A 14,797-nucleotide genomic window follows, 5' to 3' on the forward strand; every position below is an offset into this window, starting at 1 on the left:
GCCCTACCTGATGCCGCGCTGGATGTACGCGCTGACCTTGCTGCCCTTCACGATGACGATGATGATGATCTGGCGGGCGAAGGAGCTGTGCCTGCGCGCGATGTGCGAATCGATAAACGCGCCGCATTCCTGAATTTTCAAGGTCCGCTTGCCGCAGCATCCTGCAGATGATCACATTTTATAAATAGTGACATCATTATTTAATTATTACTTCATAATAAATAAGTTACGCATATTTCCAGTCACTATTTATAAATAGTGACAGATAATTGCATTATCGTATTGATAGTAAAGATATTGCTATTGTTTGATGTCTACAATCATGCTTGGGGCTTAAAAACGCGGCTTCATCAATCCCCTGCGATCAGGGCCTCGGCGCCGGGCCGCGTCGGCTGGAGCGGGGTCTGGCGCTCGATCAGTTCTATGCTCTTCCACCGGCCGGACCGGAACCGCCACAGGAAACCCGCCGCGACCGCGAAGACGAAGGCGGTCATCCAGGCCCAGGCCGGCACGATGCCGCCGCCCAGCACGAAGATGATCACGAGCTCCCCGGTCATCCAGAATCCCCAGGCCATGACCACGGAGTAGATCATCACGAAGCGCGTGTCGCCCGCCCCCTTGAGCGCACCCGAGACGATCAGGTTGACCGCGTCGAGCATGCCCCACAGGGCCATCATGAAGAGCAGCCAGCGGCCCACGGGCAGGAGTTCTTCCAGAGGCAGCTCCGCCCCGCCCCGCCAGGTGAACAGGCGATAGTAGGCCTCCGGAAACGCCACGAAGGTCAGGGCGATGCCGCCCATGTACATCCAGCCCAGCTTCAACGAGGTCCAGCCGGCCTTTTCGGCGATCGCGCTCTGCCGCCGTCCCTGGTACTGGCCCACGAGGATCGACGCGGCGATGCTGATGCCGATGAGCGGCATGAAGGCGATGTTGTTGATGCTCAAGGCGATGTTGCTGGCCGCGAGCGCCGTCGGGCCCAGGCGACCCGTGAGCAGGACAAACAGCGTGAACGCCCCGACGTCCAGCACCAGGTGCAGGGCCGCGGGCAGCCCGAACCGGAGCATCCGCCGCATGAGCACGGAGTCCCATTGGAACTCCGCGCGCGTCCGAAAGCCCGCGTTGCAGCGCCGCGAGAAATACAGGGCCGACAGCAGAGCCGGGCTGATGAAGCCCGAGATCACGGTGGCCCACGCCGCCCCGCGAATGCCCATCTCGGGGAACCCCCAGCGCCCGAAAATCATCGCGTAGTCCAGGACGATGTTGATCAGGTTCCCGATCACGTTCGCGATCATCGTGGTGAACGTGTCGCCCCGACCGCCGAAAAACCCGCCGAGCGCCGCGCCCAGCGGCGCGGTGACACTGCCCAGCATCAGGATCACGAAATAGGCCCGTTCCTCCGCCAGCACTTCCGGCGCGTGGCCGCTGATCCGCAGCAGCCACAGACCGAGCGGGATGAGCGCCAGCATGAGCGGCCAGGAAATCAGGGCGAGCAGGACCCCCTGCGCCGTCGCCCGGCTGCAGCCCGGCCCGTCGCCCGCCCCGTGGAACTGGGCCACGAAGGTGTTCGCGTACCCCGCGAGCGCCATGAACCCGCTGACCAGCGTGAACGACAGGATGCCGGCCGGCAACGCGGCCTGGATCGATACGGCGCTGTACCACGCGAGAAAAAGGCGATCCGTGAACTGCATCAGGGTGAAGGAGCCCATGCTGACGATCAGCGGCCAAGCCACCTTCAGCGTCTCCCGGTATCCGCCGGGCGCCATTTCTGGAGTGCTATTGCTCATGTCCTGTTGCAGGTCAGGCAGACTACCGGATTGCGCGCCGCTTCCGCAATCCTTGAGCCGAAAGACGTACTTTCCGCAGCCGGTCCGTTATGCTATGGAGGGCCCGATGAAAAAGCGGGAGATCGCGTGAGCCTGCGGGAAATCGTCGGTCCGGTGCGGCAGTGGGACGGCGACGGCCGCGCCAGTTGCGTCGCCTTGCTCTTCAAGGTGGAGGGCTCCTCGCCCCGCCCGCCCGGCGCGCGCCTGGCCGTCAACGACCGGGGCGACATGGCGGGCTTCATCTCGCTGGGATGCGTGGAAGGAGACATCCGGGAGCACGTGCGGCAGGTCCTCGGCGGCGCGCCGCCGCGGGTCATCCACTACGGCGCCGACGAGTCGGCGCTGGGCGTGGGGCTGTCCTGCGGCGGCCGGATCGACGTCCTGCTGACCCGCCACGAGGCCGGTGACGACGCCTGGACGGCCTTGTGCGCCCGGGATCCCCGCGAGCGCGCCGTCCTGGTTACCACCGTGGACCCGCCGACCGGAAGGCCACTCTACGTGGACGCCGACGGCAAACCGCGTGGCTCGCTCGGTTCATCCCCCCTCGACGAGGAAGCGGCGCGGAAGGCGCGGGAGTTCGATCCGCACCGGAAACCCCTGCTGCAGCCCGTGGGGGATACGATCTGCCTTTTCGAAAACCTGTCGCCGGCGATGCGCCTGATCCTCGTCGGGGCCTCTCCCGTTGCGGCTTCGGTCTGCAAGCTGGCCTCGGCCGTCGGCATGGAGGTCGTCGTGGTGGATCCGCGCCGCGACTTCGCCCATCCGCTGCTTTTCCCCGGCGCGAGCCGGATCGTGCTGGAGTGGCCGGACAAGGGCGTCGCCGAGGCCGGCGCCGGGCCCGACGACTACGTCGCGGTGTTGAGCCACGACGCCAAGCTCGATCTCCCGGGCCTGGAGGCCGCGCTGCGCGCGGGCTGCCGCTATGTCGGCTTGCTCGGCGGACGCTCGACCCAGGCGCAGCGGCGGTCCGCCCTGGCCGAGCGCGGGTTCGCGGAGGGCGAACTCGCCCGCCTGCACGGGCCGATCGGCTTGTCGATCGGCTCGGTCACGCCCGACGAGATCGCCGTGTCCATCCTGGCGGAAATCATTTCCCTGACCCCTTCGGCCGTCCGCAAGAAAGAGGAGCATCACGAATGAAGCCTGCCGCCCGGGCCGTGCCCCTGTTCGCCGCCGCGCTGCTCATCGCCCTGTCGTCCGCGCAAGCCCAGCGGGCGAAGATCCCGGCCCTTGCGGCCGATCCCTACCAGGGCGCGATCCTGGTCGGCGCGGACGGCGAGGTCCTGTTCGAGGACAAGGCCGACGCCCCCGGCTACCCGGCGAGCATGGTCAAGATGATGAACCTCCTGCTGATCCTGGAGGGCGTGGACCGCGGAGCCTGGAAACTGACCGATCCGGTCGTCGTCACGGCCGAGGCGGCGGGCATGGGCGGCTCTCAGGTCTTCCTGAAGGAAGGCGAGTTGTTCCCCATCGAGGAACTGCTGTACGCGATGATGATCCAATCCGCCAACGACGCCGCGGCGGCGCTGGCGATCAAGGTGGCCGGCACCCGCGACGGGTTCGTGGAGATGATGAACCGCCGGGCGGCCGAACTGGGCATGCGAAAGACGCGCTTCCATTCCGTTCACGGCCTGCCCCCGGCGGAAGGCCAGGAGCCCGACATCACCACGGCGCGGGACATGGCCCGACTCTGCCTGGCGCTTTTGCGGCGCCCCGATGCTCTGAAGTACACCTCCGTCATCAAGCGACCTTTCCGGCCGGACGCGCCCGAGCCGTTCATCATGGAGACGCACAACCGGCTGCTTAAAACATTCGAGGGCTGCGACGGGTTGAAAACCGGCTACTTCAAGCTGGGCGGCTATTCCATGGCCGTCACGGCGCAGCGTGAAGGCGTGCGGGCCGCGGCCATCATCCTCGGCAGCCTGAACCGGGAAGCGCGCGACGCCCGGGCGCGCGAACTGCTCTCGCAGGGCTTGGCGGACCTGGCCCGTCGTCCGCCGCCCCCGCCGCCCCTGGTCGCGCCCGCCGCCGTGGAGCAGGCCATCCCTCCGGGCGAAGCGCCCTCCGCCGCACCCGCCGGCCGCGCCTGGAAATGGGTCCTGGCGGGCCTCGCGGGCTTGGCTGTCGTGGCCCTGGCGATCTGGAGCCGCCGTCCGCGATTCAATCGATGAACGGCCCGATCACGGGCACCCGACAGAACGTGTTTGCCTTTCCTGATCCCGGTGATAGCCTGACCAAGGGAATGCACGAGATTAATCCGGCCACGAAATACCTGCCACCCCGTTACCGGGACGGCTACGCAGCCGCGCGCGGAAGCGCGGGGACGATGTTGGGTAGTTAGTGGCCAGAGTAATAAAACAGGAGGTCCGCCGTGAAACACAACCGGAGCTATGCGGGTCTGCTCGCCGTGATGCTGGCCGTCGCGATCCTGCCAGCCGGCGCCTATGAAGGGGAGTTGTGGGGAGAGGCGCCCTCGCGGTTCAATCCCACCTGGTTCATCGCGCCCTACGGCGCCTACTCCATCGGGATCAGCAGCGACCCGACGCCGGAGGACACGGCGGGCGGCGGGCTGGCGTTTCACATGGATTTCATCCGACTGTACGGGGAGTTTCTGACCACGCTCGATTCGCCGAACACGTACTACTATGGCGGCGGCGGCGATCTCTGCATCGTGTTGATCCGCGACGGGGGCATCAATCCCTACATCGGCGGGGGCGGCGGCTTTTACGGCTGGAGCGTGGACGGGTTCGAGGATCCCGAGACGGCCTACGTGGTCGAGGGCCTGGCCGGCCTCCGGATGGGCTACTTCAACCTGTTCGCCAAGTACCGCCGGTTCGTATGGACGGAAGGCGACTTCTCGGACGGATGGGATTACGTCCAGATCGGCGGCGGGTTCGCCTTCTGACGCGGGCCACGCCGGCATTGACGAACCCGGCCGGCATTACTACATTTTCTACGGTTTGACCAACGAAACGAAAGGAGCATGCCATGAAGTGGATGACGGTATTGTTGGCGGGATCGCTCGCGTTGATGGTCGGTTGCAAAACCACGGAGTGCTGCAAGAAGGCCGAGAAAACGGAAAAGGCGGAGGAGGCCGTCGAGCAGGTGGATATGAAGAAGGTGGACTCCTCCACCATCGACAAGATCGGCTATGATGCCGCGAGCCAGGTCCTGACCATCACCTTCGACAACGGGGAAACCTACAATTACAAGAAGGTGCCGGAGAAGACGTACAAGGCCCTCATGAAGGCCAAGTCCAAGGGCAAGTACTTCCACAAGAACATCAAGGACAAGTTCGAGTCCGAGAAGGCCGGCTGACGCCGACCGGATCGACCGGCCCATGAACAGCCGGAAGGATTCCATGGGAGCCGCCGCGGCGCTGGCCGTGGCGGCTTCTTTTTTTCTGGCGGGCTGCGGCGGCGCGGCCGAAACGCCCCGGGGCTGGACCGAGCACAAGGATCCGCAAGGCTACACCGTCGCGGTTCCCAAGGGGTGGGATGTGGCCGCCGACGCGCGTACCGGCCGCGTCCTGCTGAACGGCCCGTCGGGCGAGCAGGTGGCGATCTGGCCGGTATTCATCCCCGGCGCTCTCCCCCCGCAGGCGGCCGGCTCGGTGCTGGGCCGGCTGGCGGAGCGGGTGTGGCCCGGGTGCGAGTGGGAATCGCCAGGCCTGGCGGGCGATGCCGTGGCGCGAGTCGTCGGCCGGGACGGGCCGGACAGGGCCGTCGCTTTCTTCAGTTGGGTTTCCAGCCCCCGCGGCGTCGCGGGATGCCTGTATGCCGGCCGGGCGCCGGCCGGGCAATTCCAGGACGCGGAGGACACCATGGCGCGGATCATGGCGGGATTCCGCGCCGCCGGCGCCCCGGCGGACGCGGACCGGGCCGCCAAACCTTCCGTCCGGTACGTCCGCTGGACCGACCCCCGGGAGCAGGCGTTCAGCGTCGAAGTGCCGCAGGGCTGGCAGGTCAACGGCGGCCTTTTCCGTTTCGCGTCCGTGGACATCCGGGGCGCCGTGGAAGTCGTGTCGCCCGACGGCGAGGTCCGGATCACGGCCGGCGACGCGGAACTCCCGACCTTCACGATTCCGACCCAGATGCACATGATGACCGGGTTCCAGGAGGGCTCGTGGTATTCGCCCGGCTACGGCGTGAACATGATGGTCCGGCGATACGTGCCGGGGCTCGCCTTCGCGCAGGAGTACGCGGCGTCCAAGGTGGCCCGCGGCTGCACGGACGTGCAAGTCACCGAGGCGCGGGAGCGTCCGGACGCCGTCCAGGCCGTCAACGAGGTCAACGCGCGCTTCGGCGTGTACGGCGTGGCCCAGCAACTCACGGCCGGCGAGGTGTTCTTCGGCGGGAAACTCGGCGGCCGGGACGTCGCGGGCTATTGCTTCGCGGGGACGCAACTGACGCAGACCGGCGGCATGGGCCTCTGGAAGGTCGAACACCTCTTTACGGCCCTGGCGACCCTGGAGAAAAAGGACCTGGCCCGGGACGTCCTCACGCACATGATCGAGTCCTACCAGATCAATCCCCAGTGGGCGGCCATGCAGCAGGGCATCACGGCTAACACCAGCAAGATCGTCAGCCAGACCCACGAGGAGATTTCCGGCCTCATCCAGGGCGCGTACGAGGGCCGGCAGCGCAGCGATGACGAGATCAGCCGGCGCCGCTCCAACGCCATCCTGGGCGTCGAGGACGTGATCGATCCCGTAACCGGCCGCGAACTGAAGATCGAGAGCGGCTCGAACTATTACTGGATCGATCACCGCGGCACCATTGTCGGCACCGACACTCACACCCTGCCGGGCCTGGATTTCCGGGAGATGATCCGCCGGCCCTGACGGTCTGTCGTTCCGCCGCTCCGTCGGCGGGAACCTCATCTCCGGCGGCAGAGCGCCGGAGCTACAGGAAAAGGGGTCATTTGCGGCTTGTCTTGGCGTCCGCGTCGGGCATCATACGCGCCATGCATATCCTGTTGAGCAACGACGACGGCATCCATGCCCCCGGCATCACCGCCCTGTACGAGGCCGTGAAAGACCTGGGCGACGTGCGGGTGGTGGCGCCCAGCGGCGAACAGAGCGCCGTGGGCCACGCGATTACGCTATCCGACCCGATCAAGACCAAGAAGATCTTCAAGAACGGCGCTTTCTTCGGGCACGCGGTGGGCGGCACGCCCGCCGATTGCGTGAAGCTGGCCGCCTGCGCCCTGCTGGACCGCCGGCCCGACCTCGTGATCAGCGGCATTAACCTGGGGCCGAACGCGGGGATCAGCGTGATCTACTCCGGCACCGTGTCCGCCGCCACGGAAGGCACCATCCTCGGGATCCCGAGCATGGCGATTTCGATCAGCACCTTCCAGGACCCGATCTGGGACACCGCCGCGCGCGTGGCCCGGCACCTGGCGATCCTGATCGGCAAGACGGGCCTTCCGCCGCGCACCCTGCTGAACGTCAACGTGCCCAACCTGCCCCTGTCGGACATCCGCGGCTTCGCGGTCACGCACATGGGCGAGTCGCGGTTCGTCGAGACCTTCGACCGGCGCACCGACCCGCGGGGCAACGAGTACTTCTGGATGGACGGCGAACTGGAGCGGTACGGGGAAATGGCCGGGAGCGATCTGCAGGCGTTGAACGACGGCTTCGTCTCCCTCACCCCGATCTGGTTCGATCTGACCAACCGGGCCGCCCTCCCCTTCCTTCGGCAGTGGCCGCTGGATCGTCCTTCCGGCTGGTGACGTCTACAGACGGCGGATGATGTCCGTCTCCGCCTGCATCAGGTCTTCGTGCATTTCCCGGGCCCCGGGCGCCTCGCGGAGGCGGCGGATCAGATCCGTGTCGCGGCTCATCATGCACAGCCGCGCCAGCACGTGCAGGTGCAGGCTCTCCTCCTGGCAGCATACGAGAAAGAAGAGATCCGTCGTCGAACCGTCCGCGGCGCCGAACGGAAGGCTTTGGACCGTCCGGCCCAGCACAACGAAGGAGTCCTCGGAAAGATAGGGATTCGGGCTGCGCGGGTGCAGGAGGGCGATCCCTCCCGGGAGCGCCGTCGAGCAGAGCCTCTCCCGCGATTCGATGCTCTTGAGCAGGTCGGCCGGATCGTACAGCAGGCCGGTGCCCTCCGCGACCTTGACCATCTCGCGGATCACCGAGGCCCGGGTTCGGCAGGCCAGCGCGGGTTCGATTCCCCGGACGCGGACCAGTTCGCCGATGATGGCGTGCGAATTCGAAAGGTCGTGGGCCTTGGCCGAGCTCTTTTGGTGGAAGACCTGGAGATGCTCCCGGCTGGAGCCCAGCAGCCGCTGGGACGCCCAGGCATCGATTTCCGAGCGGCGGAAGACCACGCGATCCCCCTTCCGCTCAAAGGGGATTTCCTCCCGCCGCACCAGCAGGTCCAGGTCGTCCCTGGACACGTGCAGGTACGCGGCCAGTTCGTCCAATGTCATTTCCCGGTGGGGCATATCCTCTCCCGCGCGGCCACCATCGCGCGGCACTATACGAAAGCAGAGGGAACCCGTCCAACGCAATCGGGCCTCGTCAGCCCATCAGGACCGGCCCGTTCGCCGGGGAACGTACGGCACGGGGAACGAGCGCTTGTACTCGAATCGGCCGAACGCGCGCCACAGCAGGAAATAGGTCCAGGGCCGGGTCGAATTGCAGAGTTGGTCAAGGAGCAGGTGCAGCCCCCACCCCAGCGTCAGGCCCGAGAGCCAGGGGTTCCAATTCCGCCACCAGGCCAGGAGGCCGCACAGCGCGACCCATTCCCAGGCATGGAGAAAAAGAAAGGCTTTCCGGAATTCCTTGTGGGAGACCGACTCGAAGAAGTGCCGGACATCAAACCGCCTGCCGTACTCGGCCCAGTAGTCCACCCAGTGATCCAGGTCCAGGAGAACCCCGGCCACGAGGAACGAACCGATCAGCGGCGCGGATCGGGTGGCGGCATAGATCGCCGCCGCCGTCGTCAAGGAAACCGCCAGATGGTGCTCCGCTTTCATGAGGAGTGGAGCCAACGGTCGGATTCGAACCGACGACCTGATCATTACGAATGACCTGCTCTGCCAGCTGAGCTACGTTGGCCAAGGCGTCAATGAGCGGCGACTATAATCGCCCGTGGCTTGAAGTCAAGCGCCGGCGTTTACGGGAGATCGGTCAAGGCGCCCCGGGAGGCCGAGGTCACGACGCGCGCGTACTTGGCCAGGACCCCCCGTGTGTAACGCGGCTTCCGGGGCTTCCAGCGCGCCAGGCGCCGCTTCAGCTCGGCCACCGGGATATCCAGGGTGATCCGCCTCTTTTCCGCGTCGAGGGTGATCGGGTCGCCGTCGCGTACCACCGCGATCGGCCCGCCCTCCGCCGCCTCGGGCGTGATATGCCCCACGACGAACCCATGGCTTCCTCCCGAGAACCGGCCGTCGGTGATCAGGGCCACATCGAGACCGAGCCCCCGGCCCATGACCGCGGAGGTCGGCGAGAGCATCTCGCGCATACCGGGGCCGCCGCGCGGGCCTTCATAACGGATGACGATCACGTCGCCCTTGCGCACGGTGCCGTCGAGGATCCGGGCCAGCGCGGCCTCCTCGGACTCGAAAACGCGCGCGCGCCCCCTGAACTTCGTGCCCTCGTGGCCGGAGATCTTGGCCACCGCCCCTTCCGGCGCCAGGTTGCCTCGGAGGATCACCAGGTGCCCTTCCTTCTTGATGGGATTGCGCAGCGGGCGGATGACGGACTGCCCCGGCGGATACGGTTTCACCGCGGCCAGGTTCTCCTCCAGCGTCCGGCCCGTGACCGTGAGGCAATCCCCGCGCAGCAGGCCTGCATCGAGCAGGGTTTTCATCAGCGGGGTCACGCCGCCGATCTCCACGAGGTCGGCCATGACGTGCTTCCCGCTGGGCTTGAGATCCGCCAGCACGGGCACCGTGCGGCCGACGCGCGTGAAATCATCCAGCGTCAGCCTCACCCCCGCCGTATTGGCCATGGCCAGCAGGTGAAGCACGGCATTTGTCGAGCCGCCAAGGGCCATGACCACGGCGATCGCATTTTCAAAGGACTCGCGGGACAGGATATCTCTGGGCCGGATGCCCCGGCGGATCAATTCCATCACCGCCTCACCGGCCTTCCGGCAGTCCCATATCTTGGCCGTGGAGACCGCGGCCTGGGCGGAACTGTTGGGCAGGCTCATGCCCATCGCCTCGATAGCGCTGGCCATCGTGTTCGCCGTGTACATGCCTCCGCAGGCCCCCGCCCCCGGGATGGCGCAGGACTCGATCCGGGCCAGATCCGCGTCGGTGATGCGCCCGCGGGCGTGCTCGCCGACGGCCTCGAAAACGGATACAATATCCACTTTTTCTCCGCGGTAGCGCCCCGGAAGAATCGTTCCGCCGTACACGAACACGGCCGGTCGGTTGAGCCGGGCCATGGCCATCAGGCACCCCGGCATGTTCTTGTCGCAGCCGCCGATGGCCACCAGGCCGTCGAACTGTTCGCACCCCGCGACCGTCTCGATGGAATCGGCGATCACCTCGCGCGAAACGAGCGAATACTTCATGCCCTCGGTGCCCATGGAGATCCCGTCGGAGATCGTGATGGTGCCGAAGATCACGGCCTTGCCGCCCGCGCTGTCCACGCCGGCCGCGGTCTCCTTCGCCAGCCGGTCGATGTGCATGTTGCAGGGCGTGACCATGCTCCAGGTGGAGGCGATACCCACCTGGGCCTTCTTGAAATCCGCGTCCGTGAACCCCACAGCATGCAGCATGGCCCTGCTGGCCGCGCGCTCAACGCCCTCCGTGATATGCCGCGAATACTGTCGAATTGCATCGCAGACGACTCTGCCCTGTTTCGCCTTCACAGCTATGCTCCTTTTGACGAAGTATACATCCTTTCGGAGTAAACGCGAAGAGAACGAGTCATCACACCTTTATTTCGTCTTTTTTCTGACGTTTTCCCCTTGATTCCTAATTCCACACGTTGCAAGGTGTGGAAGTGAGTTCTGTCCCGTCATTCTCACTACATCCTACCCTCTGGAGGACCTGCCGGGCACTGGCCAACCGACGGCGGTTGAGCATTCTCCAATTGTTGATCAAACATGGTGAACTCACCGTCGAACGCGTCGCCAGGGAGCTGAATCTGTCCCCGACGACAACGAGCCAGTATCTGCGAGTTCTGAACGCAAGAGGTTTGTTGGCGGCGAAGCGGAACAAACGCTTCGTGTTCTATTCGCTCGGCGCGGATCCATCCATAGCGTACACCGAGGCCCTGCTGAATGCGGTTTTGCAATCTCTTTGCAAGAAGAAGGTTGCAATATCCGGGGTGTTTCATGTTCTCACTGCATTTACCCACCCCCGGCGGGTGCACATTGTGAAGATTCTCTGCTGGAAACCAATGACTCCCGCACAATTGGTGGCCGCCATCGGCGCCTCTCCTCCCGCGGTTTTGCGCCACTTGGACAAACTGAAAAGCAGGGGTTTAGTGAGGCGCCGGCGGAAGCGGTATTTATGTTGCAGACCGAAAGATGTTCTTCGACGGACCCTGCTCCGTATCATCGCGCAGAGGCGTTGAAGGCTTCCTCATCGCTTGAAGTCTATTCCACACCTTGCAAGGTGTGGAAAGGAGATACGAACCGCGCCAATCATGGGCGTGAATGATTTGGACATCCCGCCGGTGAGGTCCGATATGGAGACCGGGGCTTCCTGTCAGAAAGCCACCGTCGGGGCCTTTTCGGCTCCCTCGGTGGCCTCAAAGTAACTCTTCTTCGGATCGAAACCGAACAGGCCGGCCAGGAGATTCGCCGGGAAACGGCGGACGGCCATGTTGTACTCCCGGACCACCTCGTTGAAGCGGCGGCGCTCGACCGAGATCCGGTTCTCGGTGCCGGTCAGTTCGTCCTGCAAGGCCATGAAGTTCTGGTTGGCCTTCAGTTCGGGGTAGTTTTCCACTACGACCATCAGACGGCCAAGCGCGCCTTCCATCTGCGTGGCCGCTTCTGCTTTCTGGTCGGTCGTCTTCGCCTCGCCCCACTGGCTGCGCAGGCGGGTGATCTCCTCGAACAGGTTGCTCTCGTGGGCGGCGTAGCCCTTGACGGTGTTGACCAGGTTCGGGATCAGGTCGTACCGGCGCTGCAGCACGGTCTCGACCTGCGCCCAGGCCGTGCCCGCGTTCTCGTCCAGGTTAACGAGCTTGTTGTACATACTGATGAGCATCAGGGCCAGGACGACGATGATGCCGACGATGGTGAACAGGGTCTTTTTCACTGCCCGGGTCTCCTTCTTGTTACTGGTGAGTTCTAAAAGCTTTTACCAACTGCGGCCGGCCCCCCCGCCGCCCGAACGTCCGCCTCCAAAACCGCCGAAGCTGCTGCCTCCCCCGCTGCTGCTTGAACTGGAACGTCCCCCGCCGGACGAATGGGAATCCGATCCGCCCCGGTATTCGCCCGCGCCCATTTTCTTTCCGAATATCCCGACCAGAACCAGGATGAAGATGAAGACGGCGACGAAGGCCAGGGCCGCGATGGCCCCGCCGGATAGCGCCTGGCCACTGGACGCCGAAGCGGGGGGGGCGCCGGTCAGTGACATGCTGATTTCCGCGGGAGCCGCCGAGGTCAGGTTCACTCCGGCTTCCTGCGCGGCCACCAGGGCGAGGGCCACGGCGCCGTGCGTCAGGCCGTCGGCATACCGGTTTTCCTTGAAGAAGGGGATCACTTCCTCGTCGAGGATCCGGCCCGCCTTGGAATCCGGAATCGCGCCCTCGAGCCCGTAGCCCACCTCGATCCAGACCTGACGGTCCTCCACGGCGGTCAGTAACAAGGCGCCGTTGTCCTTCCCTTTCTGCCCGATGCCCCACTTTTCGAACAGGCGGTTGGCAAAGTCGTCGATCACGCCCCCTTCCAGGCTCTTCAGCGTGACCACGGCCACCTCGGCGCCCGTCCGCGTTTTCAGCTCCCCGAGGAAGGTTTCCAGTTTGACCCGGGAGGGTTCGTCGAAGAGCCCCGCGAAATCGTTGAGGTATCCCGCGGGTTGCAGCCGGGCCAACAGGGCATCGGAAGCCCCCGCCGTCCGGACCACCGCCATGCACAAGAGAACAAAAACCCCGGCACGCATTTTCATGGCGGCCAGTTAAGCAGAGCCGCGCACCAATTCAAGCAAAAGCCACACGGCCGGCATGCCTTGGCAAGAGACGGCCTCTGCGCTAGGATACTTCGGCAGCCGCAAGGCCCATCCATGAACAGGCCGGACCAGTCCATGCCCTCCTCCGCTGAAGAACACGAAGCCCGCCTGGCCGAGTCCGAGCGGCGGGTGCAGCAGCTCCGGGCACAACTGGACGCCACGACGCAGGCCCTGAAGGAGAGCGAAAAAAACCTGCGCCGCATGGCCCACCTGGACGCATTGACGGGATTATTCAACCGGCGAGGGCTGGAACAGGAATTGCGCCGCGCCTGCGCGCTCTCCGAGCGCCGGAAACAATTCCTGGGCCTGCTGGTCGTCGACCTGGATCACTTCAAGATGATCAACGACACGCACGGCCATCCCGTAGGCGACCAGGTGCTCCGGGAATGCGCGGACCTGCTGAAGGACGGGCTTCGCGTGTCGGATATCCTGTGCCGTTACGGCGGCGACGAGATGATCGTGGTCCTTCCCCTCGCCGACCCGGACGAGACCCGGTCCGTCGCGGAGCGCATGCTCGACGCAGTCCGCCGTCATGTCTTCTGCGTCGGGCGCCAGAACCTGCACCTGACGATCTCGATCGGCGCCGCGTGCTGCCAGCCCGAAGCCGGCAGTGCCGCCGATGAGCTGCTGATCGAGGCCGACCAGGCCCTCTACCGGGCCAAGCAGGGCGGCCGCGACCGGGCGGTATTCTGGGCGGTCCGGCCGACCGGCCCCGAACCCGGGACGCCCATCACGCCGGGCCCCGGCGATGCCGCGCGGCCCGGCCGTGTGATGATCGTGGACGATGACGAGCGCCTGGCCTCCTACATGCAGCGGATCCTGGAAGCCGACGGACACCAAGCGTCGTTCCAAACGGCCGGCCGGCCGGCGCGCGAGCAGATGGAAAAAGAGGCCGGGACCTTCGACGTGGCCCTCGTGGACCTGTATCTCCAGGAGGAAAGCGGATGGGACCTCCTCCAGGCCTTGCGGCGGCAGGACGATACGCTGGTCGGCATCGTGGTCACCGGCGCGGCGACGATGGACAACGCCGTGGAGGCGCTGCGGAGCGGGGCGTTCGACTTCATCGCCAAGCCTTTCGAGCCCGCGCTCCTGCGCGCCGTGGTGGACCGGGCGCTGCGGTACCGGCGCCTGCTGCTGGAAAACCGCCGGTACCAGCTTCACCTCGAAGAGATGGTGCGGGAAAAGAGCGCGGCGTTGATCCGGGCCCTGGAACGCCTCCGGACCTCCTACCAGTTCACGCTGGAGGCGCTGGCCGCCATGCTGGACGCGCGGGAAAAACAGACCGGCGAGCACAGCAAGCGCGTGGCGGAAATCACCCGCCTCCTCGCGAGGACGATGGGCGTGCCGGAAGACCAGGTGGACCTCATGGGCCAGGGCGCCCTGCTGCACGACATCGGCAAGATCGGCATCCCCGACCACATCCTGCTCAAGGACGGACCGCTGTCGGAAGAAGAATGGGGCATTGTCCGGAAACACCCGGAGATCGGCTACCGCATCCTGCGCCGCAGCCCGGAGCTGGAACAGGCGGCGGAAATCGTGCGCTCGCACCAGGAGCGGTTTGACGGCCGGGGGTATCCGCGCGGGCTGGAGGGGACGGAGATCTGCCTCGGGGCCCGGATCTTCGCCGTTGCGGACGCCTATGACGCCATCCGCGCCACCCGGCCGTACGCCCCCGGCCATTCCCGGGCGGAGGCCCTGGCCGAGATCCAGCGGCACCGCGGCACCCAGTTCGACCCGGCCGTGGTGGACGCGCTGGTCCGCTGCCTGCCGGAGATCGAGATCCAGGCGTGGTGGCCGGAAAACCCGCCGGGCCTGGATTGACT

General features: G+C 65.6%; 14 protein-coding genes and 1 tRNA gene. 8 read left to right on the top strand and 7 right to left on the bottom strand.

The features are described 5' to 3' along the window. Nucleotides 1-350 precede the first annotated feature (350 nt). Nucleotides 351-1,784: an MATE family efflux transporter gene (locus KA248_13995; GenBank protein MBP7831020.1), complete on the bottom strand. Its 1,434-nt coding sequence runs from the start codon at nt 1,782-1,784 to the stop codon at nt 351-353. A gap of 126 nt (nt 1,785-1,910) precedes the next feature. On the opposite strand from KA248_13995, the gene KA248_14000 reads away from it, so the two are divergent. The 6 genes from KA248_14000 (at nt 1,911) to surE (ending at nt 7,556) form a co-directional block, all read left to right on the top strand. After that, nucleotides 1,911-2,960 carry an XdhC family protein gene (locus KA248_14000; protein MBP7831021.1) on the top strand — a complete coding sequence of 350 codons (1,050 nt, stop codon included), beginning with the start codon at nt 1,911-1,913 and terminating at the stop codon, nt 2,958-2,960. Beyond that, the gene (locus tag KA248_14005) at nt 2,957-3,991 is read left to right on the top strand and encodes a D-alanyl-D-alanine carboxypeptidase (GenBank protein ID MBP7831022.1); all 1,035 of its coding nucleotides are present in this window, start codon (nt 2,957-2,959) and stop codon (nt 3,989-3,991) included. The genes KA248_14000 and KA248_14005 overlap by 4 nt, the downstream gene beginning before the upstream one ends. A 200-nt stretch (nt 3,992-4,191) precedes the next feature. Beyond that, complete coding sequence (locus KA248_14010; GenBank protein MBP7831023.1) at nt 4,192-4,725, top strand: hypothetical protein; 534 nt, start codon at nt 4,192-4,194, stop codon at nt 4,723-4,725. 200 nt (nt 4,726-4,925) lie between these two features. After that, complete coding sequence (locus KA248_14015) at nt 4,926-5,138, top strand: KTSC domain-containing protein (GenBank protein MBP7831024.1); 213 nt, start codon at nt 4,926-4,928, stop codon at nt 5,136-5,138. A 22-nt stretch (nt 5,139-5,160) separates the two neighbouring features. Further along, nucleotides 5,161-6,663, top strand: coding sequence for a hypothetical protein (locus KA248_14020; GenBank protein MBP7831025.1), 1,503 nt, complete (start codon nt 5,161-5,163; stop codon nt 6,661-6,663). Between the two features lie 122 nt (nt 6,664-6,785). Next, nucleotides 6,786-7,556, top strand: coding sequence for a 5'/3'-nucleotidase SurE (gene surE / locus KA248_14025; GenBank protein ID MBP7831026.1), 771 nt, complete (start codon nt 6,786-6,788; stop codon nt 7,554-7,556). Between the two features lie 3 nt (nt 7,557-7,559). Here surE and KA248_14030 read toward each other — a convergent pair whose 3' ends face one another. The 4 genes from KA248_14030 to ilvD all read right to left on the bottom strand — a co-directional run bounded on the left by KA248_14030 (nt 7,560) and on the right by ilvD (nt 10,660). Continuing rightward, nucleotides 7,560-8,264, bottom strand: coding sequence for a PTS sugar transporter subunit IIA (locus tag KA248_14030; protein ID MBP7831027.1), 705 nt, complete (start codon nt 8,262-8,264; stop codon nt 7,560-7,562). A gap of 99 nt (nt 8,265-8,363) precedes the next feature. Further along, the gene (locus KA248_14035) at nt 8,364-8,813 is read right to left on the bottom strand and encodes a metal-dependent hydrolase (protein ID MBP7831028.1); all 450 of its coding nucleotides are present in this window, start codon (nt 8,811-8,813) and stop codon (nt 8,364-8,366) included. Between the two features lie 6 nt (nt 8,814-8,819). Continuing rightward, a tRNA-Thr gene (locus KA248_14040) sits at nt 8,820-8,895 on the bottom strand. 58 nt (nt 8,896-8,953) lie between these two features. Beyond that, a complete protein-coding gene (gene ilvD, locus KA248_14045) occupies nt 8,954-10,660 on the bottom strand; it encodes a dihydroxy-acid dehydratase (protein ID MBP7831029.1) in 1,707 nt (568 codons plus the stop codon). Between the two features lie 209 nt (nt 10,661-10,869). Between ilvD and KA248_14050 the strand changes: the two genes are divergently transcribed. Beyond that, nucleotides 10,870-11,370, top strand: a complete 501-nt coding sequence (locus KA248_14050) for an ArsR family transcriptional regulator (GenBank protein ID MBP7831030.1) — start codon at nt 10,870-10,872, stop codon at nt 11,368-11,370. A 134-nt stretch (nt 11,371-11,504) separates the two neighbouring features. Here the strand turns inward: KA248_14050 and KA248_14055 are convergent, their stop codons facing one another. Together KA248_14055 and KA248_14060 are read right to left on the bottom strand one after the other, a co-directional pair. Further along, nucleotides 11,505-12,062, bottom strand: coding sequence for a LemA family protein (locus tag KA248_14055; protein MBP7831031.1), 558 nt, complete (start codon nt 12,060-12,062; stop codon nt 11,505-11,507). A 42-nt stretch (nt 12,063-12,104) separates the two neighbouring features. Beyond that, nucleotides 12,105-12,914: a TPM domain-containing protein gene (locus tag KA248_14060; GenBank protein ID MBP7831032.1), complete on the bottom strand. Its 810-nt coding sequence runs from the start codon at nt 12,912-12,914 to the stop codon at nt 12,105-12,107. Between the two features lie 114 nt (nt 12,915-13,028). Here KA248_14060 and KA248_14065 point away from each other — a divergent pair, with 114 nt between their 5' ends. After that, a complete protein-coding gene (locus KA248_14065; protein MBP7831033.1) occupies nt 13,029-14,795 on the top strand; it encodes a diguanylate cyclase in 1,767 nt (588 codons plus the stop codon). The last annotated feature ends 2 nt before the right edge of the window (nt 14,796-14,797 follow it).

The organism is Kiritimatiellia bacterium (assembly GCA_018001225.1).
GTDB lineage: Bacteria > Verrucomicrobiota > Kiritimatiellia > CAIQIC01 > JAGNIJ01 > JAGNIJ01.